Origin of the sequence: Thiothrix nivea DSM 5205 (assembly GCF_000260135.1) — a bacterium.
GTDB lineage: Bacteria > Pseudomonadota > Gammaproteobacteria > Thiotrichales > Thiotrichaceae > Thiothrix > Thiothrix nivea.
Genome location: NZ_JH651384.1, coordinates 3392031 through 3416587, shown reverse-complemented (window position 1 = coordinate 3416587; position 24557 = coordinate 3392031). Strand labels below are relative to the sequence as shown.

Genomic DNA, 24557 nt, shown 5'->3' with positions numbered 1-24557 from the left:
TTTACGTTACAAAATACGGGTTACGGGCAAATAGCTGAGGGCACATTGTTGCTGGCTTCCTCTCTCCAATTCGATAGTTTTATTAATTACTCTCACCCACATCCTTAGACGGGGAGTATGTGTCTTGTCTTTTTCAGAATTAGGCTTAAATCCAGAGTTTGCGGCGAAAATTCAGGCCGCCGGGTACGAGAACCCGACTGAACTGCAAAAGCAGCTGATCCCACTGATGGCGCAAAATAAAAGCGTCATTGTCTGGACTCAATCAGCTTCCGGCAAAACCGGGGCATTCCTGATACCCGCCATCGACTACGTGATGGCCCATCCTCTGGAAGAACACCGTCATGCACGCATTCTGATCCTGACCTCACGCCGCGACCGGGTGAACCAGATCAACTACACCATCAAGCGCCTCACCGGCGATGAACAACAGATCCGTTCCGGTTTCATCGTCAGTGGCCGCCCTTACCAGCCACAAATGCGCCTGTTGCGCCGCCCGCTGGATCTGATGATCGCCACCCCTGGCCGCCTCAATGACCTGGTGGACAACAACAAGGCCGATTTTTCCAAACTGGAAATGCTGATCATCGACGACCTCAGCGCCATCTACCACAAGGGTTTGCATGGCCTGATCAACAAAATCCTGTCGGAACGCGCCACTGCCTGCCCAGTGATTGCGTTTGTGCGTCAGGAAGATGAAATTACCGCTTATGCCCGCGCGGTATTGGCAGGTGCGGAAGAGTTGGAAGTAGAAGATGACCGCAACCCGCTGTTGCAGATTCCACAGGTTGTGCATCTGGCGGATGACTATACCCACAAGATTGCCCTGATGGATCACTTGCTGGATGAATTTTCTGGTGAACCGACCATCATTTACACCGTTACCAACAAATCCGCCCGAGCGTTAGCCGAAAGCCTTGCCAACCACGGCCATACAGCTGAAATTGCCGTGGACTTGCCGGAAGCAGAGCGTAATGGCGAGACTGCGCCCATCCTTATTTACGCCGACCAAGATGGTGTATTCCCCAACCTGCAAGGCGAAGAGCACATCATCAACTCCGAGCTTCCACCCAAGGTTGAAGATTATGAAGCGCGTCTGCAAGGCATTCCAGCGGATTCCCGCGAAGAAGCCGTTATTGCCATTGTCCTGCCACGCGAACGCGAGAGCCTGAAAAAGATCGAAGACTTCCTCGGCGACTCCATCGAGCAATGCACATTGCCCGGCCTCGCCCCACTGGAACACACCTCCGGTTTCACCCCTGCGGTACGCTCACCACGCTCCAGCGGTGGCAAACAGCAGCAGAAAAAAGGTGGCAAAGGCAAGCAACAAGCCACACAAAATGGCCACAACCGGGGGCGCAATAACAATCACCCGCAAGGGCCGCGCGGTAGCAAACCCGAACAGCAGCAACAACCCTCACCCGAACAGCAACGCCAGCGCAAAGGCCCTTATGGCCGTTTGAACGGTGGCGCACAGCGTAAACGCGATGTCGGCGGTGGTTTGGGTATGAATCCTGCTTCCCGCCGTGATACTGGCGGTTCCTACGAAATCGGTAGCTGGGAAAAGCCGGATTACATGCCGCAACAGCATGACAAACCCAAGGAAAAACAGGTTGTCATCCGCTACAAGGAAAAGAAACGTCGTATCCTGACCAAATAACCAGTATTCATACACATGCATCTAGACACGGAAGCACTGCACGCCAAACTGGCTGCCCTGACGCAGGAACACCGCGAGCTTGACGACGCAATCACTGCGTTAATAGAGGAACCAGGCCACGACCAGTTTGCACTTTCGCGCATGAAAAAACGCAAACTGCTAATCAAGGACATGATTTCGCGCATCAACAGCCAGCTGATCCCTGACCTCAACGCTTAAAGAACGGCAAGTTCTGCCTTAACTCCACAAGCTGCGGATGGCGGCGATGCCCTGCCCTCCACGCTTGCGTGCTGCCACGACATGGCTGTTATCCAGTCCACCCAGGGCGTATACCGGGAAATTGACTTGTTCCACGCAAGCCGCGAAAGCTTCCCAGCCCAAATGTGCCGCCCCGGGATGGGACAACGTGGGCAATACCGGGGACAAAAAGGCAAAATCGACCCCGATTTCTGCTGCCTGTGCCAGCTCTTCCCTGCTGTGACAGGAAGCGGAAAGCCACCCATTGTGGGGTTGCCAATCATGATCCTGCCACAATTGGGCGCTGGTCAAGTGCAATCCATCTGCTTCCGGCAACATAACCGGCGGTGAATTCAGGAGAACCCTGGCTGAAAAGGAATGCGCAAGCCTAGCCGTTTCCCGCGCCAAAGCAAGATATTCATCAGGCAACAAGCGCTTCGCCCGGAACTGCACCAAGCGGATACCGGATTGCAACGCCACTTCCAGTTTATGCAGGAAAACCGCTGGGTCTTCGGGTTCGGGGGTAATCAGGCAAACCTCAGGCAGGCGGGCAGCCGTTACAATGGGGTAATTGGCAGGCGGGAATTCCAGCCCAGACAGTTGTTCCGTTTCAAACCAACCTACAGGCTGGCCTTCACGGCCATGTGGCTCACCCGTAAAAACGTCTACTTCCCAAACATCCAGCAACACCGCCGTTTCGGGGTAAACATGCCGTACCTTGATCAGGGGCTGGGCGTGCTGGACTTCTATGCCTAGCTCTTCATGGAGTTCGCGCTTCAGCCCCTGCAATGGGGTTTCGCCAACCTCCAGCTTACCGCCGGGAAATTCCCATTTGCCCCCCTGGTGTTTGCCAGGCGGGCGTTGCGCCAACAGTATCCTGCCCTCTTGCCCCCGGATGACTGCGGCCATGACATGCAACCACGGTTCGACTACACTCACCGACCGATCAGCTCCGGTATTCGGCATTGATCTTGACGTAATCGTATGAAAAATCGCATGTCCAGGTCGTCGCGCTGGCATCACCACGCCCCAGATGGATGCGGATGGTGATTTCATCGCGTTTCATTTCAACCTGCCCCAGTTCTTCGTGGTAACTGGCAGCGGGTTCACCATCTTCAATCAACAGGGTATCCCCCAGCCAGATACTGATGCAGCTGACATCCAGCCCATCAACCGGGCTACGCCCCACTGCCGCGAGAATCCGCCCCCAGTTGGGGTCACTGGCAAACAACGCGGTCTTGACCAATGGGGATAAAGCCACCGTATTGCCGACCAGCCGGGCTTCGGCGCGGGTAGCTGCACCTTGCACCTCAATGCTGATGAATTTGGTGGCCCCCTCACCGTCTCGCACGATGGCTTGCGCCAGATACAGGCACACTTCCTGCAAGGCTTGCCGGAACACAGGCAAGCCATCACCACCGACATACACACCCGAGCTACCGGTCGCCACCACGACCAAGGAGTCATTGGTAGAAGTGTCACCATCGACGGTGATGCAATTGAAGGTTTCTTCCACTACGTCATTCAGCAGGCTTTGCAGGATTTCTTTTTCCAGCAAGGCATCAGTGGCCACATAGGCCAGCATGGTCGCCATATTGGGGTGGATCATGCCCGCGCCCTTGGCGATACCGGTGATGGTAATGGTTTCGCCGAAAACTTCCACCTGACGGCTGATGGCTTTGGCTACCGTGTCAGTGGTCATGATGGTGCGCGAAGCTTCCAACCAGCCATTGGCATCCAGCTTGCCAAACACCTCGGGCAAGGCTGCCGTCATCTTTTCCACCGGCAGTTGCATCCCAATCACGCCGGTGGAAAACGGCAGCACCTGTTCCGCCCAGCACGCGCCCTGCTGCGCCACCTGTTCGCAGCATTCGCGCGCAGCCTGCATCCCTTGTTCGCCGGTGCCGGCATTGGCATTGCCTGCATTGATCAGCAGGTAGCGCGGGTTGGAATGTTGCAGGTTGTGGCGACAGACATGCACCGGCGCGGCACAAAAGGCATTGCGGGTAAACACGGCGGCAGTATGGCTGCCCGGTTCCAGTTCCATCAGCAACATATCGTTACGGTTTTTGTAACGAATGCCTGCGTTGACCGACGCCAGCCGCACACCAGCGACCGGCAACAGGGTTTCGGGGGCTTGCAAGTTGACTGCCATGTTACTTACTCCTGCTAAAACTGCTTCCCGTTATTGCTTAGCTCAGTTTACCGTGACACTGCTTGTATTTCTTGCCGGAACCACAGGGGCACGGGTCGTTACGCCCAACCTTGTCCCCTTCCCGCTGGTAGGTGTCACCGCCCACGACCGCATCCACCACTTCTTCCTCTTCCTCAAAGGTATTGGCATCAGGGTGGGAAAACTCCATCGGCTGCTCGGGACGCGCTTCCAGATTCGCCATCGCTTGTTGCGGTTCCTGCAACTGGATGCGCATCAGGAAGGCAATCACGTCATGCTTGATACGTTCCAGCAATTGCTCGAACATTTCAAAGGCTTCGCGCTTGTATTCCTGCTTGGGGTTTTTCTGTGCATAGCCACGCAGCCCAACGCTTTGGCGCAGGTAATCCATCGCCGCCAGATGTTCCTTCCATTCGCTGTCCAACACGTGCAGCATGACATCGCGCTCCAGGCGACGCATGTTGGGTGCGCCAATTATGTCCTCCTTCTGCTGAAGGAGGGCCGCAGCCTTTTCCTGAACGCGGTCGCGCAAGGTTTCTTCGTACAGGTTCTTTTCTGCTGCGAGCCATGACTTGATGGGCAAATCCAGACCAAAATCGGTATACAGCTGCTTGTGCAGGCCGTCCAGTTCCCATTGCTCATCCACGCTGCCCGGTGGAATGTAGGTACTGAACATGGCATCAACCACATCTTCTCGGATGGCGTCGATGGTTTCCTTGATGTCCTCCGCCTCCAGCAGATCATTGCGCTGGGCGTAAATGACCTTGCGCTGATCATTGGCCACGTCATCATATTCCAGCAGGTGTTTACGGATGTCGTAGTTGTGGGCTTCGACCTTGCGCTGAGCGTTTTCGATGGATTTGGAAACCAGCCCGGCTTCGATCGCCTGGCCTTTTTCCATCCCCAGTTTCTGCATCATGCCCTTGACCCGGTCAGAGGCAAAAATGCGCATCAGGTTGTCTTCCAACGACAGGAAGAAGCGTGAGGAACCCGGGTCGCCCTGACGCCCCGAACGGCCACGCAACTGGTTGTCGATACGGCGGGATTCGTGCCGTTCCGTACCCAGGATGTGCAAACCGCCGGATGCCACCACGGCATCGTGACGCTTCTGCCACAGAGCGCGGATTTTGGCGGCGGCTTCCGGGTCGGGGTTTTCACCCAACTGGCGGATTTCCTCTTCCACACTACCGCCCAGCACGATGTCAGTACCACGGCCCGCCATGTTGGTGGCGATAGTAACCGCACCGGGGCGACCCGCGTTGGCAACAATGTGCGCTTCCCGTTCATGCTGCTTGGCGTTGAGGACTTCGTGTGGAATCCGCAGTTCTTTCAGCTTGTTGGAAACCAATTCGGAGGTGTCAATGGATGCCGTACCCACCAGCACCGGCCTGCCTTTGGCGACCTGCTCCTGAATTTCCTTGATGATGGCCTCGTACTTTTCCTCAGCAGTCAGATAGATCAGGTCGTTGGAGTCGATACGCACCATCGGGCGATGGGTCGGGATAACCACCACTTCCAGCCCATAAATCTGCTGCAACTCGAAGGCTTCAGTATCAGCCGTACCGGTCATGCCCGAGAGTTTTTCATACAGACGGAAATAATTCTGGAAAGTGATGGAAGCCAGGGTCTGGTTTTCCGCCTGAATTTCCACTTCCTCCTTGGCTTCGATGGCTTGGTGCAAACCCTCTGACCAGCGGCGACCCGGCATGGTGCGCCCAGTGAACTCATCCACGATCACGATCTTGCCATCACGCACGATGTAATCGACGTTGCGCTGGAACAGTGCGTGGGCACGCAGCGCGGCGTTCAGGTGATGCAGGACGCTGATGCTGACGCTATCGTACAGCCCTTGGCCTTCCGGCAAGACTGCCGCTTCCCACAGCAGTTGTTCAGCACGTTCCTGCCCGGCTTCTGTCAGGTAAACCTGGCGGGCTTTTTCATCTACCGAATAGTCACCCGGCCCGTCTTCCTCTTTCTGCTTGACCAGCTGGGGAATCAGTTTGTCGATGGCGATATAAAGCTGGGAAGCATCATGGCTGGGGCCAGAAATGATCAGCGGGGTACGCGCCTCGTCAATCAGGATCGAGTCGACCTCATCCACAATCGCGTAGTTCAGTGGGCGCTGTACCCGGTCTTCCATGCGGAAAGCCATGTTATCGCGCAGGTAGTCGAAACCAAATTCGTTATTGGTACCGTAGGTAATGTCAGCGCCATAGGCCGCGCGGCGTTCTTCAGAATTCAACCCATTGACGATGACGCCGGTAGACATACCAAGGAAACTGTACACCTTACCCATTTGCGCGGCATCGCGCTGGGCGAGGTAGTCATTGACGGTGATGACATGCATCCCCTTACCCGGCAAGGCGTTCAGATAAGTCGCCAATGTCGCTACCAGGGTTTTACCTTCACCGGTTTTCATTTCGGCAATCTTGCCGTCATTCAACACCATGCCACCGATCATCTGTACATCGTAATGGCGCATCCCCAACACCCGTTGGCTGGCCTCGCGCACCACGGCGAAAGCTTCGGGCAGCAGGTTTTCCAGGGCTTCACCCTGTTGCAGACGGTTACGGAATTCGGTAGTTTTCGCGGTCAGTTGGGTATCTGGCAAGGCTTTACATTGCTCTTCAAGAGCATTGATTTTTTTGACTGTTTTGGAATAAGACTTGACCAGGCGGTCATTGCGGCTGCCAAAAATTGCTTTGGCTACGGAACCCAGCATACGTTTTCTCTCTTGTATCCTTTCCAAATAGAAAGTCCGGTGCAACGCCATATCCACTCGCGCTGCACCGGACGGTTTGTCTTGATTATATACGGTTTAACTGGCTGTACGGTGAATTATTCTTCGTAACCAAGGTATTCCCGGGGGTTGACCTGTTCACCGTTTTTCAACACTTCCAAGTGCAGATGCGGGCCGGTAGAGCGTCCGGTACTACCCATCCAAGCAACCATATCGCCTTTTTTCACCACCTGGCTTTCCTTGACCTTGATGGCATTCAGGTGGGCATAACGGCTGATTACCCCTTCGCCATGGTCAATTTCCACTACGTTGCCGTAGCCAGCCTTACGGCCAACGAAGGAAACGACCCCACCACCGACTGAAAAGATGTCTGTCCCGGTAGGGCCTGCATAATCCACACCCTTATGCATTTTCTGGCGGCCATTGAACGGGTCACGCCGGAAACCAAATTCGGATGAAATATAACCGCTGTGCACCGGACGCCCCGATGGCATGACCTCTTCCTGTAAAGTCAGACCTTCCAGTATCTGATCCAGCGTTGCCAACATGCCTTTCTGGCGGTCGACGTTATTTTCAGCCGCCTGGAAAGCCCTCAGCAAGTCATTTGAGGAAATTTTCTGGCGCTCAACAACGCCATCTTCCGCCGCCTCCACGTCAACACCGCCCCGGGCGGGTTTGTCATCCAGCGAAAATTCCTGCGGATCAAGCTTGGCCTTGTTGGCAACACGTTTCGCCAAGGCATTCAAGCGAGCGATTTCAGCTTCCATTGTTCCCAAACGCACCGACAAGGTGTCAACATCCACCGTATAGTTGGCGTATGCTTTCTTGATCTGGTCGACGGTTGAAATTTGCTCTTCCAGGGCAGACAGCAGTTTGCCAGCCTCAGCTTGGGAAATGTCAGCGTTCTGCGGTGTCGCATCCAGCCGGTACAGACCCAACATCTGGTTGATGGAAAGTCCCACCAACAACAAGGCAACAACGCCAGCCGGAATAATCAGGTGTTTCCAGGGGTGCAGGATGAAGGAGGTACGACGCGAGCCATCATCACTAAGACAAATTACCTGCATGATAGTAAATCTCTCAGATTCCTTATGAGTTCAAAAAATGCGATCATGGGACTCTAATGGTAGCAGGAGTAGCGGCCTGGGGGGGAGGAGTCGGATTATGAAAAAAATTAATCAGTTGCTTGACGAAGGCATTAACGCAAAACTCCATCAACTGGATGAACTGACTGAAATAATTGCTCACTTTTTTTCTATTCCTGTTGAAAACCGCTTCTGGCCTTTATTAAAAAACCAGCGCGTGACACTACTGACCGATGACCCTCACTTGGCGACACAAGCCCGCTTCCAGCAGCACCTGTTACGTAAATATTTAAGCACATGCTTAAACACTAACATTCGCAGCGTTGATATTAAGGTGATCGGCTTGCCTCTTGCAAGCTATGAGCAAAAAACAGGCGATTACAGGCTTTCAGACGCTACTGCAAACACTTTGCAAAGTATCGCCCAAGGCATTAATGATAAAGAACTTCAGGATGCACTCAAGCGGCTGGCGGCAACAGCCAGCCGCCCCTTGGCCTAGATGCCAGCAAAAACATAATTGTCGACGAAAATGACCTGACCTTTCTGCCGCTCATCCAGACTGACCATTTCCCAAGCATCCTGTTGTTGCAACAAAGCACGGGCCAGCAGGTTATTGATGGCATGGCCGGATTTGTAACCGTGGTAAGCACCAATAATGCCATGCCCCAGCGTATACAGGTCGCCAATGGCATCCAGAATCTTGTGACGGATGAACTCATCCGCATAGCGCAAACCGTCCTGGTTCAACACCCGGAACTCATCCAGCACAATCGCATTCTCCAATGCCCCACCCAGGATCAGGTTGCGGGAACGCAGCATTTCCACGTCACGCATGAACCCGAAAGTACGCGCGCGCGCAATCTCGCTGGCGTAAGCCTGACGGGAAAAGTCGATTTCCAGTGATTGTGCGGTGGCACTGACAGCTGGATGGTTGAATTCAATCTCGAAACTGGCCTTGAATCCATCAAAGGGCATCAGTTTGGCCCAACCATCGCCCTTACCGGCCTCAATGGTTTTCTTGATACGGATGAAACGTTTGGGGGCTTTGAGTTCCTCGATACCAGTAGACAGCAGCAGGTAGAGGAAAGGCGCGGCGCTGCCATCCATGATGGGAATTTCAGCAGCGTCAAGGTCGACATAGAGGTTATCAATCCCCAGCCCCGCTAAGGCGGACAGCAGGTGCTCAATCGTCGCCACTTTTGCCTCTTTGTCGATCAGGGCGGTACACAACATGGTTTCGCCCACCCGTTCAGGGTGCAGATCCAGCAGCAAAGGCGGTTCCATATCGACACGGCGGAAAACAATGCCAGTGTTGGAAGGCGCAGGGCGCAAGGTCATGGAGACCTTTTTCCCGGAGTGCAGGCCGATACCAACCGTTGATACCGTCCCTTTTAATGTCCGTTGCCTTAACAAGGTAAGCTCCCTTTCGTTGTTGGCGCGTTATTTTTTAGAATAAGTAAATTCTAGTCAATTTGAGCTGTTGTAGACTGAACAAGTTTCAACATTTTCCAAAAAATTACATTACAGCGCCAAAATGGCATTGGGGAACACACCCCAATGCCATAACGGGCATATCGGTCATTAACACAACAATCGGCTGGCTTCAGTCAGCTTGCTTACGCAGGAATGCCGGAATATCCAGGCTACTTTCGGTACCACGGGTACCGTATGCAGCGGTATCCCGGCCAAAACTCTTCACACCCGGGACATCCCGCGCCAGCTCAACCGGTGGCAAATCACGCACACGACGGCTGCGCTGCTCATCGACGCTCACTTGCTTAGCACGAGCCTGCTGCTGCCCCACAACGGACAATGATGGCTTTGCAGCCGCAACGGTTACTCCGGTTTCTTCCAGGCCGGTAGCGACGATAGTCACCCGGATCCTGTCACCCAGGGTTTCATCCATGGTCGTACCGATGATGACATTGGCTTCATCGGCAGCAAACTGGCTGATCACAGCACCAACTTCCTCGAACTCGTGCATGGTCATATCCATGCCACCACTAATGCTGACCAAGATACCCAGCGAGCCATCCAGACGGATGTCTTCCAGCAGCGGGCTGGAAATGGCCATGTTAGCGGCTTTGGAAGCACGGTCTTCACCCTGCGACTCGCCAGTCCCCATCATGGTGACACCACCACCGGACATGACGGCTTTCACGTCGGCAAAGTCCACGTTGATCAGGCCAGGGCTGGTGATCAGTTCTGAAATGCCCTGCACTGCATTCAGCAGAACATCGTTGGCCGCCGCAAATGCTGACTGCATGGAAACATTCTTACCCAGTGAGGTCAGCAGTTTCTGGTTGGGAATGGTGATCAGGGAATCAACATACTTGGCCAGTTCGGTAATGCCGTAATCAGCCGATTGTTTGCGGCGCATCCCCTCCAGCATGAAGGGGCGGGTCACGACCGCTACGGTCAGGATGCCCATATCACGGGCGATTTCCGCAATGACCGGGGCTGCACCTGTGCCAGTGCCGCCACCCATACCCGCCGTGATGAACAGCATGTCTGTGCCGCTGATCAGTTCACGGATGCGGTCACGATCTTCCAGGGCGGCTTCGCGCCCGATGTCAGGTTTCGCGCCTGCACCCAAACCCTTGGTCAGGGATGCACCCAACTGCAAAATGCTTTTGATACCCATGCCTTGCAGGGCCTGGGCGTCCGTATTGGCGCAGATATAGTCAACGCCTTCAATACCGGATGTCGCCATGTGCTTGACGGCATTGCCACCACCACCACCGACACCGATCACCTTGATTACAGCACCTTTGGCTGCACTATCCATTAATTCAAACATGCCCGTACTCTCCGACTGTTAAAAACTTCCGTTGAACCAGTTTTTCAAACGCTCCCACCAACTATCTTCCGCTGACATGACGCTGGGGGTGGAAGAATATCCGCGTTTGAACCCATAAGCCTGCTGCGCCATCCCGTACAGCAGTAACCCTACCCCAGTGGAATGGATAGGGTTTTCGACTTCACCGCGCAGGCCACCGATGTTCCTCGGCATACCGATACGTACCGGCATGTGGAACACCTCCTCAGCCAACTCGCGCACACCCCTCATTTTGGATGAGCCGCCAGTCAGCACGATACCTGCACCAATCCGTTCCTCATAACCGCTGCGGCGCAGTTCCTGAAGGACGAGTGAAAACAGTTCTTCATAGCGGGGTTCGATCACCGACGCGAGGGTCTGCACCGACAGGCTGCGTGGTTCCCTCTCCCCGACGCCCGGCACCTCGATCAGCTCGTCTTCATCGACAAGCATACGCAGCGCCCGGCCATACTTGATCTTGATTTCTTCGGCGTGCTGGGTTGGCGTCCTGACCGCTACGGCAATGTCATTAGTCACCTGATCGCCCGCGATGGGGATAACCGCCGTGTGATGGATCGAACCATTCATGAACACCGCAATATCGCTGGTACCGCCACCCAGGTCGACCAGGCAGACGCCGAGTTCCTTTTCATCTTCCGACAGCACCGCGTAGCTGGAGGCAACCTGTTCGAGGATAATGTCCTCGACATGCAAGCCGCAGCGCTCCACGCACTTGACCAGGTTTTGCGCCGCGCTATGCGCTGCCGTCACCAGATGCACCCGCGCCTCCAGGCGCACGCCTGACATGCCCACCGGCTCGCGGATGCCTTCCTGCTGGTCGATCACATATTCCTGCGGCAACACATGCAGGATGCGCTGGTCGGCAGGGATCGCCACTGCGCGCGCAGCATCCATTACTCGCTCGACATCGCTGGCGGTCACTTCCTTGTCCTTGATTGCCACAATGCCATGGGAATTGAGGCTGCGTACATGGCTGCCCGCAATACCAACGTAAACCGAGCGGATTTGTACGCCCGCCATCAGTTCGGCTTCTTCCACCGCCCTCTGGATGGACTGAATGGTGGATTCGATATTGACCACCACGCCTTTTTTCATCCCACGCGATGGGTATGAACCGATACCGATAATTTCCAGTCCCCCGGCGTCATTGATCTCGCCGACCATAGCAACCACCTTTGAGGTTCCCAGATCCAACGCTACAATCACGTTATGCTCTTTCTTTGACATCATTCACTCCTGCGACTCCGCCCGTTGAATCCCTTGAGCCTACTGGGGATTGCTTCCATTCCACTGCAAAACCGTTGGTATAACGCAAGTCTACCCGGCGCACATTATCCAGCTTTCTGGTCAATTCGCGCTGAAAACCCACTTTGAACCTTGCCACCCGGCGCTCCTGGTCTTCACTGCCGATCAAGACTTCCGGCCCATTCTTGATTTTTAACCGCCAGGAACCGCCTTCGTCCTCGGTCAGTTCCGAAATTTCCACTGGCAAATCCCTTAACCACCCCTTGACCTGAATGTAACGTTCGCCCATCTCACGGCCTATGTCCTCAGGGCTGTAAAGTGTCGGGAAAATACCCCGCATGGATGGCAATTCCGCAGCAAACAGTTCACCATACTGGTTCATCAAACGTTCCTTCCCCCAGAAGGCGACGGGATGCTGCTCTTCAACCATAATGATCAACTGGTCGGGCCATGCTTTCCGCAAAGTGACAGAGCGTACCCATGGCAGGGTTTCCAAATCGGCTTCCAAAGCCTCGGTGTCCAAAAGATACAGATTGGTCTGAGTATATTTTTCAATAACTTCCTGTAATTCAGTATCTTTGATAAATTTCATATCGCCTTGAACATCAACCCGACTAATGGACAGGTTTTCTGGATTATTCAGCAGCGCACGCGCGCCCAATACACCACCCAGCAATACCAGCACCAACGCCAGCACGCTGAACAGTTTCAACAGACGCGGTGGAATCTGCGTCAGTTGGAAACCTGGGCGGGGACGCTTGACGGTTTGCCGACGTGGTTTTGCCATTACAGCGTTGTCTCCAGAATACGCACTACCAACGCGTTAAAATCCATGCCCACGGCGCGCGCACCCATGGGAACCAGACTATGGTCTGTCATGCCAGGGTTGGTGTTGACCTCGATCAACCATGCCTTGCCATTGCCGTCACGCATCAGGTCTACCCGACCCCAGCCGCGCCCGCCCACGGCATCAAATGCCTGCCGGGCCAGTTGTTGCATGGCCTGTTCTTCCGCCGCATCCAGCCCACACGGGCAATGGTAGCGGGTATCGCCAGAAACGTATTTGGCTTCGTAGTCGTAAAACTCGCCCGGCACTTCCAGGCGGATCAACGGCAGCGACTGGCCTGCTACCATCCCGGCGGTATATTCCGTGCCCGTGATCCATTGCTCGGCGATCACCACGGCACTGCATCCGGCAGCTTTCTGGTAAGCGCCTGCCAGATCCTCAGCGGCTTTCACCTTGCTCATGCCAATGCTGGAACCTTCGGTGGCCGGTTTCACCATCAGCGGCAAACCCAGCTCTGCCACCACCGCAGCAACATCGGTATCGGCAGTCAGCACACAGTAAGCGGGTGTTGGCAAACCTGCGCCCGCCCAAACCCGTTTGGTCATCAGCTTGTCCATGCTGATGGCGGAAGCCATGACTCCGCAACCGGTATAAGGCAGGCCGAGGATTTCCAGCGCGCCTTGCAACACGCCATCTTCGCCACCTGCACCATGCAAAATGTTGAACACGCGGTCAAACTTGCCAGCCTGCAATGTGTTGAGGATGTTGCGGTCAACGTCGATGCCGTGGGCATTGACGCCGCTTTCCTGCAAGCCTTTGAGCACGGCTGCGCCACTTTTCAGGGAAACCGGGCGTTCGGCTGCCCAGCCACCGTATAGGACTGCCACTTTGCCGAACTTGTCTTTCATGCTCTGGCTCATGCATCAGCCTCCGGTTTCACTGTCAGTTTTTCCGGCAAGCTGGCGGCCAAGCCACCGACGCTACCCGCCCCTTGGGTCAGGATGATATCGCCGTCTTGCAGGATGTGTTTCAGCACGCCCGGCACGTCTTCCACATCCGTGACGAAAATCGGGTCAACCTTGCCACGGATGCGGATGGCGCGCGCCAAGGCACGCCCGTCAGCGCCCGGAATCGGCTGTTCGCTGGCGGGGTACACATCCATCAGCACCAGCACATCGGTTTCCGACAGCACTTGCGCGAAATCCTCGAACAGGTCACGGGTGCGGGTATAGCGGTGCGGCTGAAAAACCTGCACCAGACGGCGGGTCGGCCAGGCGTTACGCACAGCATCCAGCGTGGCCTTCATTTCGCGCGGATGGTGGCCGTAGTCATCCACCAGCGTGGCTTTCCTGCCGACCGCAAACGTAATGTCGCCGTATTGCTGGAAGCGGCGGCCAACCCCGTCAAACTTGTGCAGCCCGTCGATGATGGCCTGATCCGGCACATCCAGCTCAGTCGCAATCGCAATAGCGGCCAGCGCATTCAGCACATTGTGGCGGCCCGGCAGGTTGAGGGTAATATCCAATGTACGGTCACCTTTCACGCAATGCACCGTGAAATGACTTTGCGTACCGTCGTAACGGACATTACTCGCTTGCACGTCGGCTTCCTGATCAATGCCGTAAGTCACGGTGGGGCGGCTGACTTCCGGCATGATTTCGCGCACGTACTCATCATCCACGCACAACACCGCCAGACCGTAGAACGGCAGGTGATGCAGGAATTCGATGAACGTCTGCTTCAGTTTGGCGAAGTCACCACCGTAAGTGGACATGTGGTCTTCGTCGATATTGGTCACGACCGCAATCATGGGTTGCAGGTAGAGGAACGACGCATCGCTTTCATCCGCCTCCGCCACCAGATATTCGCCAGTACCGAGCTTGGAATTGCTGGCGGAACTGTTCAGCTTGCCACCGATGACGTAGGTCGGATCCATCCCGCCTTCAACCAACAGGCTGGTGGTCAGGCTGGTGGTGGTGGTCTTGCCATGTGTACCGGCAACCGCAATGCCCTGACGGAAACGCATCAGTTCAGCCAGCATTTCAGCGCGGCGTACAATCGGGATGCGTTGCTCGCGCGCGGCGATAATTTCCGGGTTGCTGTTGTCAATCGCAGTGGAAACCACGATCACGTCAGCGCCTTCCGCCTGTTCGGCTTTGTGACCTTTGTAAACCGTCACACCCAGCGATTGCAGGCGGCGTGTCATTGCGCCTTCCGCCACGTCCGAACCAGATACGTTGTAACCCAGGTTGGCGACCACCTCGGCGATTCCGCCCATGCCCGCGCCACCGATGCCGATGAAATGCAGCCGGTTGATGCGTTTGCGGGCGAGTTGGTCATTTCCGATTTTCATCTATTGTTTTCCTGATTTATTGTTGTCGAATGCATAACCGGCATAAGCGGCGCAAATAGCGGCCACTTGTGCGGTAGCCTGCGGTTTCGCCAGTGCACGCGAAGCCATGCTCATCTGCCGCAGCTTCACCCGGTCAGAACACAATCCGTTCAGTACACCCGCCAGTTTTTCCGGTGTCAGGTCGCGCTGCTGGATCAGTAGGGCCGCGCCATTGTCAGCCAGATATTTGCCATTGGCGGTTTGGTGGTCATCCACGGCGTAAGGGAACGGCACCAATAAAGCCGCCACGCCTGCCGCCGCCAGTTCAGCAATAGTCAACGCGCCGGAACGGCAGATCACCAGATCCGCCCAGGCGTAAGCCTCCGCCATGTTTTCAATAAAGGGCGAGACCTCGGCATCAACACCCACAGCGACGTACTGATTGCGGGCGTCATCAATGTTTTTCACCCCGGCCTGATGCCGCACCAGCGGGCGGATAGAAGCATCCAGTTGCGCCAGTGCTTGCGGAACCATCTGGTTGAGCGCCTGCGCGCCCAGACTACCACCAACCACCAGCACATGTACCGGCTCATCCGTGCTCGCCGCCAGTCGTTCTTCTGGCGCAGGCAGGCTGGCAATATCCTGCCGTACCGGATTGCCAGTCGCCATCACCTTGCTACTGCTGACGAAGGTATTGGGAAAACCTTCCAGTACCCGGCGGCTGACTTTCGACAACAGCTTGTTGGTCAAACCAGCAACCGCGTTCTGTTCATGGATCACCACCGGCTTGCCCATTAGCGCCGCCACCAGCCCGCCAGGGCCTGCGACGAAACCGCCCATACCCAACACCGCCGCCGGTTGGTGGCGCAGCATGATACCAACGGATTGCACCAGCGCGCGGATCAGGTTGACTGGTGCCATGACGATGGTTTGCCAACCCTTGCCGCGCAGGCCACTTACATCCAACCACGCCATTTCGATACCGGCTGCGGGGATAACGCGTGCTTCCAGCCCCTTGCGCGTACCCATCCATACCACCGGGATGCCTTGCGCAATCAGGGCGCGGGCAACAGCCAAACCGGGGTAAACATGCCCGCCAGTGCCGCCTGCCGTGATCATGATAGGACGTTGTGCCTGCTTAGCCACGGGCAGCCCTCCTCCTCACCGGACGGGGGCGGGATGTCTGCACGCCCACTGCATGGCGCTCGGGCAGCCCCAACAAGGCGAACTGGGTTTCACGGTACACCCGCATCAACAACGCCATAGCCGCCAGCGTTACCATCAGGCTACTGCCGCCGTAGCTCATCAGTGGCAGGGTCAGACCCTTGGGCGGCAACACCGCCAGATTAACGCCGATGTGCAAGATCACCTGGAACCCCATCCAGAAACCGATGCCATACGCGACATAAGCGCCAAAATGTTTGCCCACCTTGTCTGCCTGAAAACCAATCACGAACGCACGCACCACCAGCCAGCCATAAAGCGCCAGCACCAGCAACATACCAATGAAGCCGAACTCTTCCGCCAGGATCGAGAAAATGAAATCGTTGTGGGCTTCAGGCAGGTAAAACAGCTTCTGGATGCCTCCACCCAGGCCATTGCCAAACCAGCCGCCATCACCAATCGCCATCAGGGCGTGGACGGTTTGGTAGCCTTTGTCAGCCTCATGCGCCCAGGGATTCATCAACGCATCCCAACGTGCGCTGCGATAACCCATCATGGAAACCGGTATCATCACCAGTAACGCACCACCCAGCAAAATGGCCAGCCGTTTCAGGGAAACCCCACCCAAGAACAACAAAGCCAGACCGGTCACGAAAATGACGATAGTGGAACCGAAATCCGGTTCCAACAACAGCAACCCACCGGTTATGCCCAACACAACCAGCGGGATCAGCAAAGGTTGATAGGACGGCGAATCCGCCAGATTCTTGCCATGCCGGATCAGGTAGCCCGAGAGGTACATCAACATGATCAACTTGGCCATTTCAGACACCTGTACGGACATGAAACCAAAGCTCAGCCAACGGCGGCTACCATTCACTTCCTTGCCAATACCCGGAATCAGTACCAACACCAGCAAGGCCAGCACAATCGGCAGCAGGCGCACACCCAGTTGCTGCCAGAAATCCACCCGAATCTGGTACATGACCACAGCCACCACCAGTCCCAGCAGCAAATAAATGGATTGGCGCTGCAAATAGAAATAAGGGTCTTCGTACTGCTTTTCCGCCACCCACATGGAAGCCGAAGCCAGCATGACGATGCCAATACCGATAAGCGCCAGCAGCGCGACCAGTAGGTCACGGTCGATGTACGGCCCCCACGGGCTGGAAGCGGGCATTTCAGCTTGCATGGACGGCAGGGTAATCATGGCAACCTCCTGACGGCTTCGCTAAACACATCGCCACGGTGCGTGTAACCTTTAAACATATCGAAGCTGGCGCAGGCGGGCGAAAGCAACACATTGTCACCCGGTTGCGCCAGCTCGGCTGCTATCATCACGGCCTCATCCATATTGCTGGCGAATACATAGGTAGCATAACCTTCCACCACATCGGCAATTTTCTGGCGGTCTTCACCAATCAGGATCAACGCGCGGGCCTTGTCGGCAGCCACAGGGCGTAGCGGGGAAAAATCCGCCCCCTTGCCCTGCCCGCCTGCAATCAACACGGTTTTATTGGGCAGGCCGGCCAGTGCCGCCAGCGTCGCGCCGACATTGGTTCCCTTGGAGTCGTTGTACCAGTTCACACCATTGCGCTCGCGCACCCACTGGGTACGGTGTGGCAAGCCAGTGAATTCGCACAGGGCAGCCAACATTCCTGCCAGCGGGATACCGGCTGCCTCACCCAACGCCAGTGATGCCAGTGCATTGGCGTGGTTGTGCGCGCCGGGCAGTTTCATTGCATCGACAGCCAGCAGCAGGGTTTCGCCTTTGGCCAACCACTGTTTGCCGTCATGCTCACGGATCCCGTATTGGCCTGCGGCAGGCTCATCCAAGCCAAAACTGACGCTGTTGTTATAAGTAGCACCATGCGGCAAATTAATAACCACCGAATCATCACGGTTTACTACCGCACATCCGCAGTGTTGGTACACAACTTGCTTGGCTAATGCATAATCTGTGAAGCTGGGGTAACGATCCATGTGATCTTCACTGACATTCAAAACAACAGCAGCAACCGCCTGCAGGGAATGTGTGGTTTCCAACTGGAAGCTGGAAAGCTCCATCACGTACAAGCCGGGCACGGGTTGTTCCAGCAAATCCAGCGCGGCATAACCAAGATTACCGCCTGCGTAAGACTGTATCCCGGCTTTTTGTGCCATCAGGTCGACCAGCGTGGTGACGCTGCTTTTGCCGTTGGAACCGGTAATCGCCACGATGGGTGCTTTGGCTGCGCGCACGAACAACTCGATATCGCCAATGAGTTCCGCACCACGTTCGCCCGCAGCACGGATTTCAGGGGTCGCAATGGCGATGCCGGGGCTGACAACCAGGGTTTGCGCCTGGGCAAACAGTTCCGCTGCGGCAGCAAATTCACCAAAGTGGTAAGGCGTGGCCGGGAACTGGTTGAGCAATTCATCCTTGCCCGGCGGGTTTGTGCGGCTGTCAACAACGGCGAACGCCACGCCCTGCCGATGCAGGTGGCGCGCAACCGAAAGCCCCGTCTGGCCGAGGCCGACGATCAGCGTTTTCCAGTTGTCAGTATGCGTTGCCATTCAGCTTCCCATTAACGAATCTTCAACGTTGCCAAACCAATCATCACCAGAATAACGGTGATAATCCAGAAACGGACAATGACCCGTGGCTCAGGCCAGCCCTTTTTCTCATAGTGATGGTGCAGTGGAGCCATGCGGAAAATCCGCTTGCCACCAGTGGCCTTGAAATAGCCGACTTGCAGGATCACCGACAGGGTTTCCAGCACAAATACGCCGCCCATGATCGCCAGTACGATTTCCTGCCGGACGACCACAGCCACGATGCCCAATGCCGCACCCAATGCCAACGCGCCGACATCGCCCATGAATACCTGCGCAGGGTAGGTGTTAAACCACAGGAACCCTAACCCCGCACCGAAAATGGCCCCACAGAACACCACGATTTCCCCTGCGCCCGGCACGCGCGGAACCCCGAGATATTGGGAAATGGTGGCATGGCCACTGACATAGGCAAAAATCGCCAAACCGCCTGCGACCATGATGGTCGGCATGATCGCCAGCCCATCCAGGCCATCCGTCAGGTTCACCGCGTTGCTGGAACCCACCACCACCAGATACACCCAGGGGATGAACAGCCACCCCATGTTCCAGTGCGCATCTTTCAATATTGGCAGGAATAAGGTAGTTTCTGTCGCAGTCTCGGCGGCAAAAAACAGGTAAAACGCAGCAGCAAACCCGATCACGGTCAGGCCAGCCGTTTTCTGCCGCGCGGTCAGACCCAGATTGCGGCGTTGCTTGAGCTTGATGTAATCATCCAGACCGCCTACCAGGCCGAATCCCAGGGTGACAAACAACACCACCCATACGTAGTGGTTATCCAGATCCGCCCACAACAGGGTGGAAATGGCAATCGCCAGAATGATCATGACGCCACCCATGGTTGGCGTACCGGCTTTCATCTGATGTTGGGGGCCATCTTCGCGGATATATTGCCCAATTTTCAGGCGGGTCAGCGCCCGGATCATGCCCGGCCCCGTCCACAAGGCGATGAACAGGGCAGTCAGCAAACCCAGAATCGCCCGTAAGGTCAGGTACTGGAATACATTGAAACCACGGTAATATTCACCCAGAAATTCAAACAACCATACCAGCATTACGCAGCCTCCTTGACAGCCATCGCCGTCAACGCATCCACCACACGTTCCATGCGGGAGGCGCGGGAACCTTTCACCAGCACATGCGTGCCGGGCTGCAATACATCATTCAACGCCAGCAACAGCTCCTCCAGATCGCTGAAGGCACGCCCTGACTGGCCAAAAGCCTTGCTGGCATTCGCGCTCAGTCCACCGAGCGTGAATACGGCATCAATACCGGCTTGCACCGCCTGCTGGCCAATCGCTGCATGGAGTTGCGCGCCGGTTTCGCCCAGTTCACCCATGTCACCAAGAACCAGCACTTTCCTGCCTTGCAAGCTGGCCAACACCTCGACTGCCGCTGCGGTCGAGGTAGGGTTGGCGTTGTAGGTGTCATCAATCACCATGCCGCCATGCTGGCCGGTTTTAGGGTTTAGCCGCCCTTTGACCGGTTGCAGCGATTCCAGCCCGCTGCGGATGGTTTCCAGTTTGATTCCCAGCGCCAATGCTGCCGCCGTTGCCGCCAACGCATTCATCATGTTGTGACGGCCCAGCAATTTCAGGTTAATGCTTACCTGCTGGCCGTTGGCGACCACTTGCAGACAGTTGCTGGCATCAACGCTGCCTTGTATGTCTGCTGCCGCGTTCATGCCGAAGGTCAGCACCTTGCGTGTTGGGTTTAGCCCCAGCCAGTAGCTGGCGTAGGTGTCATCGGCATTGATGATGGCCACGCCCTGCTCACCCAGGCCGTTGAAGATTTCGCCCTTGGCGCGGGCTACCCCGGCGATGTCACCGAAACCCTCCAGGTGCGCGGCCCCGGCATTGTTGAGCACTGCCACATCCGGGCAGGCAATGCGGGTCAGGTAGTCGATTTCACCGAAATGGTTCGCGCCCATTTCGATTACGGCAAAATCATCCTGCGCGCACAGACGTAGCAGTGTCAACGGCATACCAATGTCGTTGTTGAGGTTGCCAGCCGTCGCCAGCGTGTGGCCTTGCTGGGAAAGGATGGCAGTGAGCATTTCTTTCAGAGTGGTCTTGCCATTGCTGCCGGTCAGGCCAACCAGTGGTTTATGGAAGCGCTTGCGCCACGCCGCCGCCAACCGCCCCAGCGCCAGACGCACATCATCCACCAGTACCTGCGGGATGTTGGCATCAACCGCCTGCGAAAGCAGCGCGGCGCTGGCTTTGCCAGCTACCTGCGGCACAAAATCGTGCGCGTCGAAACGTTCACCTTTCAACGCCAGAAACAGGTCGCCTGCCTTAACCTGACGGGAGTCGCGCTCAATGCGCTCCACCGCCACGTCATTGCCAAGCAGCTTGCCGCCAGCCATTTGCGCGACTTCAGATAACATCAGCCAGGTCATGCCGCACACTCCTGCAACGCTTGCGCTGCCTGGATGCGGTCGTCAAATGGCACTGTGCCATTGGCGAGAATTTGTACGGTTTCGTGCCCTTTACCGGCGATCAGCACGGTGTCGCCCGCTTGCGCCTGCTGGATAGCGAGGCGGATAGCCTTGGCGCGGTCGTGCTCAAATGTCACGCCCGACTTGTTGGAAATGCCCTGCATGATGTCCTCAAATATTTGCTGTGAATCTTCGGAGCGCGGATTATCGTCGGTTACGATTACCACGTCAGCAGCAGATTCTGCTTTTTGAGCCATTAATGGGCGCTTACCTCTGTCGCGGTCGCCACCGCAGCCAAACACGCACAGCAAGCGGCCACGGGTATGGGCGCGCACGGCCTGCAATACCTGCTCCAGCGCGCCGGGCGTATGGGCGTAATCCACCACCACCAGCTTGCCGTCATCACTGTTGGCCGCAATCCGTTCCATGCGGCCTGGTACAACCCGTACCTGTTGCAGGCGTTGCAGGGCATCAGTAAAGGGTACTCCTTTTGCCAGCAGGACACTCAAAGCTGCCAGTAAGTTATACAGGTTGAATTTGCCGAGCACCGGCGCTTGCAGGGTTCCCCGCTGTTCACCTAGCACCACTGTGGCGCTGATACCAGCATGGTCGAAGAGCGGGTCAACCGCCACCAGAGAACCGGCAGGATAGCTGGTCGGGTCACCAACGCCGTAGCCAATCACCTGCAAGGGTTTATCCTGCATGTCTGCCTGTAACTGGCGGCCAAAGTCATCATCCAGGTTCAGTACCACGGCTTTCAGATCCGGCCAGTGGAACAGCTTGCGTTTGGCATCCGCATACGCTTGCACCGTGCCATGATAGTCGAGGTGATCCCGAGTCAGGTTGGTCAGCACCGCCACGTCAAAACGCACGCCGTTGACCCTGCCCTGGTCGAGCGCATGGGAAGAAACTTCCATCGCCACCGAGGCAAACCCTGCGGTACGTAATTTGCGCAAAAGACCATGGACAGTCAGCGCGTCAGGCGTGGTATGGGTTGCCGGTTGCAATGCGCCGGGCAAGCCGACCCCCAAGGTGCCGATAACCGCAGCATCATGGGCATCTGCGTTCAGGGCTTCGGCCACGAAATGGCTAACGGAGGTTTTCCCGTCTGTCCCGGTCACGCCGACCATAAACAATTCGGCGCTGGGGCTGGAATAAAAACGGTCGGCGAGGACGCCCAAGTGCTCCCGCAAGGAAGGCACAGGCGTCAGCTCGACCGACAAGGGTGGCTGTTGCAAACCGTCTTCCGGCTCATACAGCACTGCTACCGCGCCCACGCGGGCAGCAGCTTCGGCGTATGCAAGGCCGTGTTGACGGGTTCCGCGCAAGGCGACAAACGCCATGCCCGGTTGAATGTTGCGGTTGTCTAGGGTCAGGCCATTCACGCTCATATCCGGTGCGGACTCGACGATACCGGCCAGTAACGTGCGTAACGACATCGCTGGCGTCATGTCGTACCTCCTGCATTGGCCGTTAGCGGTTGTGACTGCAATGTCTGTTCCGCTTGCCTGGTATCGGGCAAATTATCCGGCGGCACATCCAGCAGCCGCAGGGCTTCCGCCATGACCCTGGAAAACACCGGGGCAGCGGCGCGACCACCGCTGTCGTCAATCTTGGGTTCATCTATCTGCACCGACACCACCAAACGCGGGCGGCTGGCGGGGGCTACCCCGATAAAACTGGTCATGTAACGGTCATCACGGTATTTGCCGTCTATGTATTTGTAAGCAGTACCGGTTTTGCCTGCAACACGGTAGCCATCCACCATCGCCTGCTCACCCGTACCCCCCTTTTGCACCACCGCCTCCATCATGCGCACAACAGCGCGGGCGGTTTCCGGAGCCATCACCTGTTGCCCAAGCAGCGGCTTGTCCAACTTGTAAATGGTCGCAGGCATGAATACCCCGTTGGCGGCAAAGGGCGCATACGCATGGGTCAGTTGCAACAGGCTGGTAGACAAACCATAACCATAACCATGGGAAGCCCGGTCAACCTTGCCCCACTGGGTGTAATTGGTGAGCTGTCCGGCAGTTTCCCCCGAGAAACCGGCATCCGGAACCCGGCCAAAGCCTACGCGGCTCAGGAACATCCACTGGTCACGCGCATTCATCAGTAATGCGACCCGGCTTGCACCGACGTTACTGGACTTTGCCAACAAGGTCGGCAGGCTGACAGGGCCGTAATCACGTGGATCCTTGACCCTGTATTTGCCAAAGTTGATGTAACCGGGCGAAGTATTGATTTGCACATCCGGCCCAATGACGCGCGCTTCCAGCGCTGCCGCCAGCGTCAGCGGCTTGAGGGTGGAGCCGGGTTCAGATTTATCCGTCACCGCGCGGTTACGGTAGAGGGATGGTGTCAGTTCCTTGCGGTTATTGGGGTTGAAAGAAGGCACGTTGGCCATCGCCAGGATTTCCCCGCTATGCGCATCCAGCACAATCAGGGAACCGGCTTTGGCGTTGAGTTCGTATACACGGGTCTTGAGTTCCTTGTAGGCAAGGTACTGGATGCGGCGGTCAAGGCTGAGTCGCACATCCTGCCCTGGCTGCATTTCTTCCACACTGATGACGCTTTCCACCAACTTGCCTTTGGCGTCACGCACCACGCGGGTTTTACCGTCCTTACCCGCCAGGATTTCATTACGGGCCTTTTCGATGCCTTCGATGCCATCACCATCAATATTAGTCATGCCGACAACATGCCCGGCGGTTTCCGCCAGGGGGTAGTAGCGGCGGTATTCGCGGGTTCCGGCCACACCCGGCAAATCCAGATCGAGGATTTCGTCAGCCACCTCCAGCGGCAACTGGCGGCCAAGGTAGAAGAATTGTTTGTTGCTGGTCTGTTGCAACTTGGCCAGCAAGCTGCCCTCTTCCATTTCCAGTTCACGTTCGATATGGCGGAAACCTTCTTCCAGACGTGCAAAACGGGCAGCGGCAAGCTCTTGCGCTTCCCGTTCTTCCGCATTGGTATCGCCTGCGGTTGCATCCGCCACCTGCCGTGCCAGTTCGTAATCGTGACGCAAATCCTCACGTGCTTGCAGCAAATCCTGCGGGTTGCACCATAGAGAGGTTACTGGGGAACTGACCGCCATCGGCTCACCATTGCGGTCGGTGATCATGCCGCGATAAGCCTGTACGGTCACCTCCCTCATCTGGCGCTTGTCAGCCTGCTTTTGCAGCCACTCCTGCTGAAAGATTTCTAGCCATGCTGCCCGCAACATCAAGATGCCGATCACCACTAGCAATGCCAGCATCAGGAACAGA

20 protein-coding genes are annotated in these 24557 nt (G+C 56.3%); 3 read left to right on the top strand and 17 right to left on the bottom strand.

Annotated elements, in window-relative coordinates; translation table 11 throughout:
- Positions 1-124: 124 nt before the first annotated feature.
- Positions 125-1657, top strand: coding sequence for a DEAD/DEAH box helicase (locus tag THINI_RS17190; RefSeq protein ID WP_002709816.1), 1533 nt, complete (start codon positions 125-127; stop codon positions 1655-1657).
- Positions 1658-1672: 15 nt separating this feature from the next.
- Entirely contained in the window at positions 1673-1876 is a 204-nt protein-coding gene (locus tag THINI_RS17185) for a YdcH family protein (protein WP_002709815.1), read from the top strand.
- 18 nt (positions 1877-1894) lie between these two features.
- On the opposite strand, the gene THINI_RS17180 is transcribed toward THINI_RS17185, so the two are convergent.
- From THINI_RS17180 to THINI_RS17165, 4 genes are all read right to left on the bottom strand, one after another.
- Positions 1895-2833, bottom strand: a complete 939-nt coding sequence (locus THINI_RS17180; RefSeq protein WP_002709814.1) for a Nudix family hydrolase — start codon at positions 2831-2833, stop codon at positions 1895-1897.
- Positions 2834-2840: 7 nt separating this feature from the next.
- The gene (argJ, locus tag THINI_RS17175) at positions 2841-4049 is read right to left on the bottom strand and encodes a bifunctional glutamate N-acetyltransferase/amino-acid acetyltransferase ArgJ (protein ID WP_002709813.1); all 1209 of its coding nucleotides are present in this window, start codon (positions 4047-4049) and stop codon (positions 2841-2843) included.
- A gap of 37 nt (positions 4050-4086) precedes the next feature.
- Positions 4087-6789, bottom strand: coding sequence for a preprotein translocase subunit SecA (gene secA, locus THINI_RS17170; protein ID WP_040839534.1), 2703 nt, complete (start codon positions 6787-6789; stop codon positions 4087-4089).
- A gap of 116 nt (positions 6790-6905) precedes the next feature.
- A complete protein-coding gene (locus THINI_RS17165) occupies positions 6906-7874 on the bottom strand; it encodes a M23 family metallopeptidase (RefSeq protein ID WP_002709811.1) in 969 nt (322 codons plus the stop codon).
- Between the two features lie 97 nt (positions 7875-7971).
- Here THINI_RS17165 and THINI_RS17160 point away from each other — a divergent pair, with 97 nt between their 5' ends.
- Positions 7972-8391 (top strand): hypothetical protein, encoded by a 420-nt coding sequence (locus tag THINI_RS17160; protein ID WP_002709810.1) that lies wholly within the window; start codon positions 7972-7974, stop codon positions 8389-8391.
- Here THINI_RS17160 and lpxC read toward each other — a convergent pair.
- From lpxC to THINI_RS17095, 13 genes are all read right to left on the bottom strand, one after another.
- The gene (gene lpxC / locus THINI_RS17155; protein ID WP_002709809.1) at positions 8388-9305 is read right to left on the bottom strand and encodes a UDP-3-O-acyl-N-acetylglucosamine deacetylase; all 918 of its coding nucleotides are present in this window, start codon (positions 9303-9305) and stop codon (positions 8388-8390) included. The two genes, THINI_RS17160 and lpxC, sit on opposite strands and share 4 nt — an antisense overlap.
- A gap of 190 nt (positions 9306-9495) precedes the next feature.
- On the bottom strand, positions 9496-10692 hold the full coding sequence (gene ftsZ, locus THINI_RS17150) for a cell division protein FtsZ (RefSeq protein ID WP_002709808.1): 1197 nt from the start codon (positions 10690-10692) through the stop codon (positions 9496-9498).
- An 18-nt stretch (positions 10693-10710) separates the two neighbouring features.
- Complete coding sequence (gene ftsA, locus THINI_RS17145) at positions 10711-11958, bottom strand: cell division protein FtsA (RefSeq protein ID WP_002709807.1); 1248 nt, start codon at positions 11956-11958, stop codon at positions 10711-10713.
- Positions 11939-12688, bottom strand: coding sequence for a cell division protein FtsQ/DivIB (locus THINI_RS17140; RefSeq protein WP_169314641.1), 750 nt, complete (start codon positions 12686-12688; stop codon positions 11939-11941). The genes ftsA and THINI_RS17140 overlap by 20 nt, the downstream gene beginning before the upstream one ends.
- 74 nt (positions 12689-12762) lie before the next feature.
- A complete protein-coding gene (locus THINI_RS17135) occupies positions 12763-13683 on the bottom strand; it encodes a D-alanine--D-alanine ligase (RefSeq protein WP_002709805.1) in 921 nt (306 codons plus the stop codon).
- Positions 13680-15116, bottom strand: a complete 1437-nt coding sequence (gene murC / locus THINI_RS17130; RefSeq protein WP_002709804.1) for a UDP-N-acetylmuramate--L-alanine ligase — start codon at positions 15114-15116, stop codon at positions 13680-13682. Before murC ends, THINI_RS17135 begins: the two co-directional genes overlap by 4 nt.
- Positions 15117-16241, bottom strand: coding sequence for an undecaprenyldiphospho-muramoylpentapeptide beta-N-acetylglucosaminyltransferase (murG, locus tag THINI_RS17125; protein ID WP_002709803.1), 1125 nt, complete (start codon positions 16239-16241; stop codon positions 15117-15119). It lies immediately after the preceding gene.
- A complete protein-coding gene (gene ftsW, locus THINI_RS17120; protein ID WP_002709802.1) occupies positions 16234-17469 on the bottom strand; it encodes a putative lipid II flippase FtsW in 1236 nt (411 codons plus the stop codon). The genes murG and ftsW overlap by 8 nt, the downstream gene beginning before the upstream one ends.
- A complete protein-coding gene (gene murD / locus THINI_RS17115; protein WP_002709801.1) occupies positions 17466-18815 on the bottom strand; it encodes a UDP-N-acetylmuramoyl-L-alanine--D-glutamate ligase in 1350 nt (449 codons plus the stop codon). The genes ftsW and murD overlap by 4 nt, the downstream gene beginning before the upstream one ends.
- An 11-nt stretch (positions 18816-18826) precedes the next feature.
- The gene (gene mraY, locus THINI_RS17110; protein WP_002709800.1) at positions 18827-19909 is read right to left on the bottom strand and encodes a phospho-N-acetylmuramoyl-pentapeptide-transferase; all 1083 of its coding nucleotides are present in this window, start codon (positions 19907-19909) and stop codon (positions 18827-18829) included.
- Positions 19909-21255, bottom strand: coding sequence for a UDP-N-acetylmuramoyl-tripeptide--D-alanyl-D-alanine ligase (locus tag THINI_RS17105; protein ID WP_002709799.1), 1347 nt, complete (start codon positions 21253-21255; stop codon positions 19909-19911). Before THINI_RS17105 ends, mraY begins: the two co-directional genes overlap by 1 nt.
- A complete protein-coding gene (locus tag THINI_RS17100; RefSeq protein WP_002709798.1) occupies positions 21252-22745 on the bottom strand; it encodes a UDP-N-acetylmuramoyl-L-alanyl-D-glutamate--2,6-diaminopimelate ligase in 1494 nt (497 codons plus the stop codon). Before THINI_RS17100 ends, THINI_RS17105 begins: the two co-directional genes overlap by 4 nt.
- Positions 22742-24547, bottom strand: a complete 1806-nt coding sequence (locus tag THINI_RS17095; RefSeq protein WP_002709797.1) for a peptidoglycan D,D-transpeptidase FtsI family protein — start codon at positions 24545-24547, stop codon at positions 22742-22744. The genes THINI_RS17100 and THINI_RS17095 overlap by 4 nt, the downstream gene beginning before the upstream one ends.
- Between the last annotated feature and the right edge of the window lie 10 nt (positions 24548-24557).

Excerpts from the sequence above, each read along its gene's own strand:
- argJ (WP_002709813.1), bottom strand. The coding sequence starts at position 4,049 with ATGGCAGTCAACTTGCAAGCCCCCGAAACCCTGTTGCCGGTCGCTGGT.
- secA (WP_040839534.1), bottom strand. The coding sequence starts at position 6,789 with ATGCTGGGTTCCGTAGCCAAAGCAATTTTTGGCAGCCGCAATGACCGC.
- murD (WP_002709801.1), bottom strand. The coding sequence starts at position 18,815 with ATGGCAACGCATACTGACAACTGGAAAACGCTGATCGTCGGCCTCGGC.
- mraY (WP_002709800.1), bottom strand. The coding sequence starts at position 19,909 with ATGCTGGTATGGTTGTTTGAATTTCTGGGTGAATATTACCGTGGTTTC.
- ftsA (WP_002709807.1), bottom strand. The coding sequence starts at position 11,958 with ATGTCAAAGAAAGAGCATAACGTGATTGTAGCGTTGGATCTGGGAACC.
- THINI_RS17135 (WP_002709805.1), bottom strand. The coding sequence starts at position 13,683 with ATGAGCCAGAGCATGAAAGACAAGTTCGGCAAAGTGGCAGTCCTATAC.
- THINI_RS17095 (WP_002709797.1), bottom strand. The coding sequence starts at position 24,547 with ATGCTGGCATTGCTAGTGGTGATCGGCATCTTGATGTTGCGGGCAGCA.
- THINI_RS17105 (WP_002709799.1), bottom strand. The coding sequence starts at position 21,255 with ATGACCTGGCTGATGTTATCTGAAGTCGCGCAAATGGCTGGCGGCAAG.
- THINI_RS17185 (WP_002709815.1), top strand. The coding sequence starts at position 1,673 with ATGCATCTAGACACGGAAGCACTGCACGCCAAACTGGCTGCCCTGACG.
- THINI_RS17100 (WP_002709798.1), bottom strand. The coding sequence starts at position 22,745 with ATGACGCCAGCGATGTCGTTACGCACGTTACTGGCCGGTATCGTCGAG.
- THINI_RS17160 (WP_002709810.1), top strand. The coding sequence starts at position 7,972 with ATGAAAAAAATTAATCAGTTGCTTGACGAAGGCATTAACGCAAAACTC.
- THINI_RS17165 (WP_002709811.1), bottom strand. The coding sequence starts at position 7,874 with ATGCAGGTAATTTGTCTTAGTGATGATGGCTCGCGTCGTACCTCCTTC.
- ftsW (WP_002709802.1), bottom strand. The coding sequence starts at position 17,469 with ATGATTACCCTGCCGTCCATGCAAGCTGAAATGCCCGCTTCCAGCCCG.
- ftsZ (WP_002709808.1), bottom strand. The coding sequence starts at position 10,692 with ATGTTTGAATTAATGGATAGTGCAGCCAAAGGTGCTGTAATCAAGGTG.
- murC (WP_002709804.1), bottom strand. The coding sequence starts at position 15,116 with ATGAAAATCGGAAATGACCAACTCGCCCGCAAACGCATCAACCGGCTG.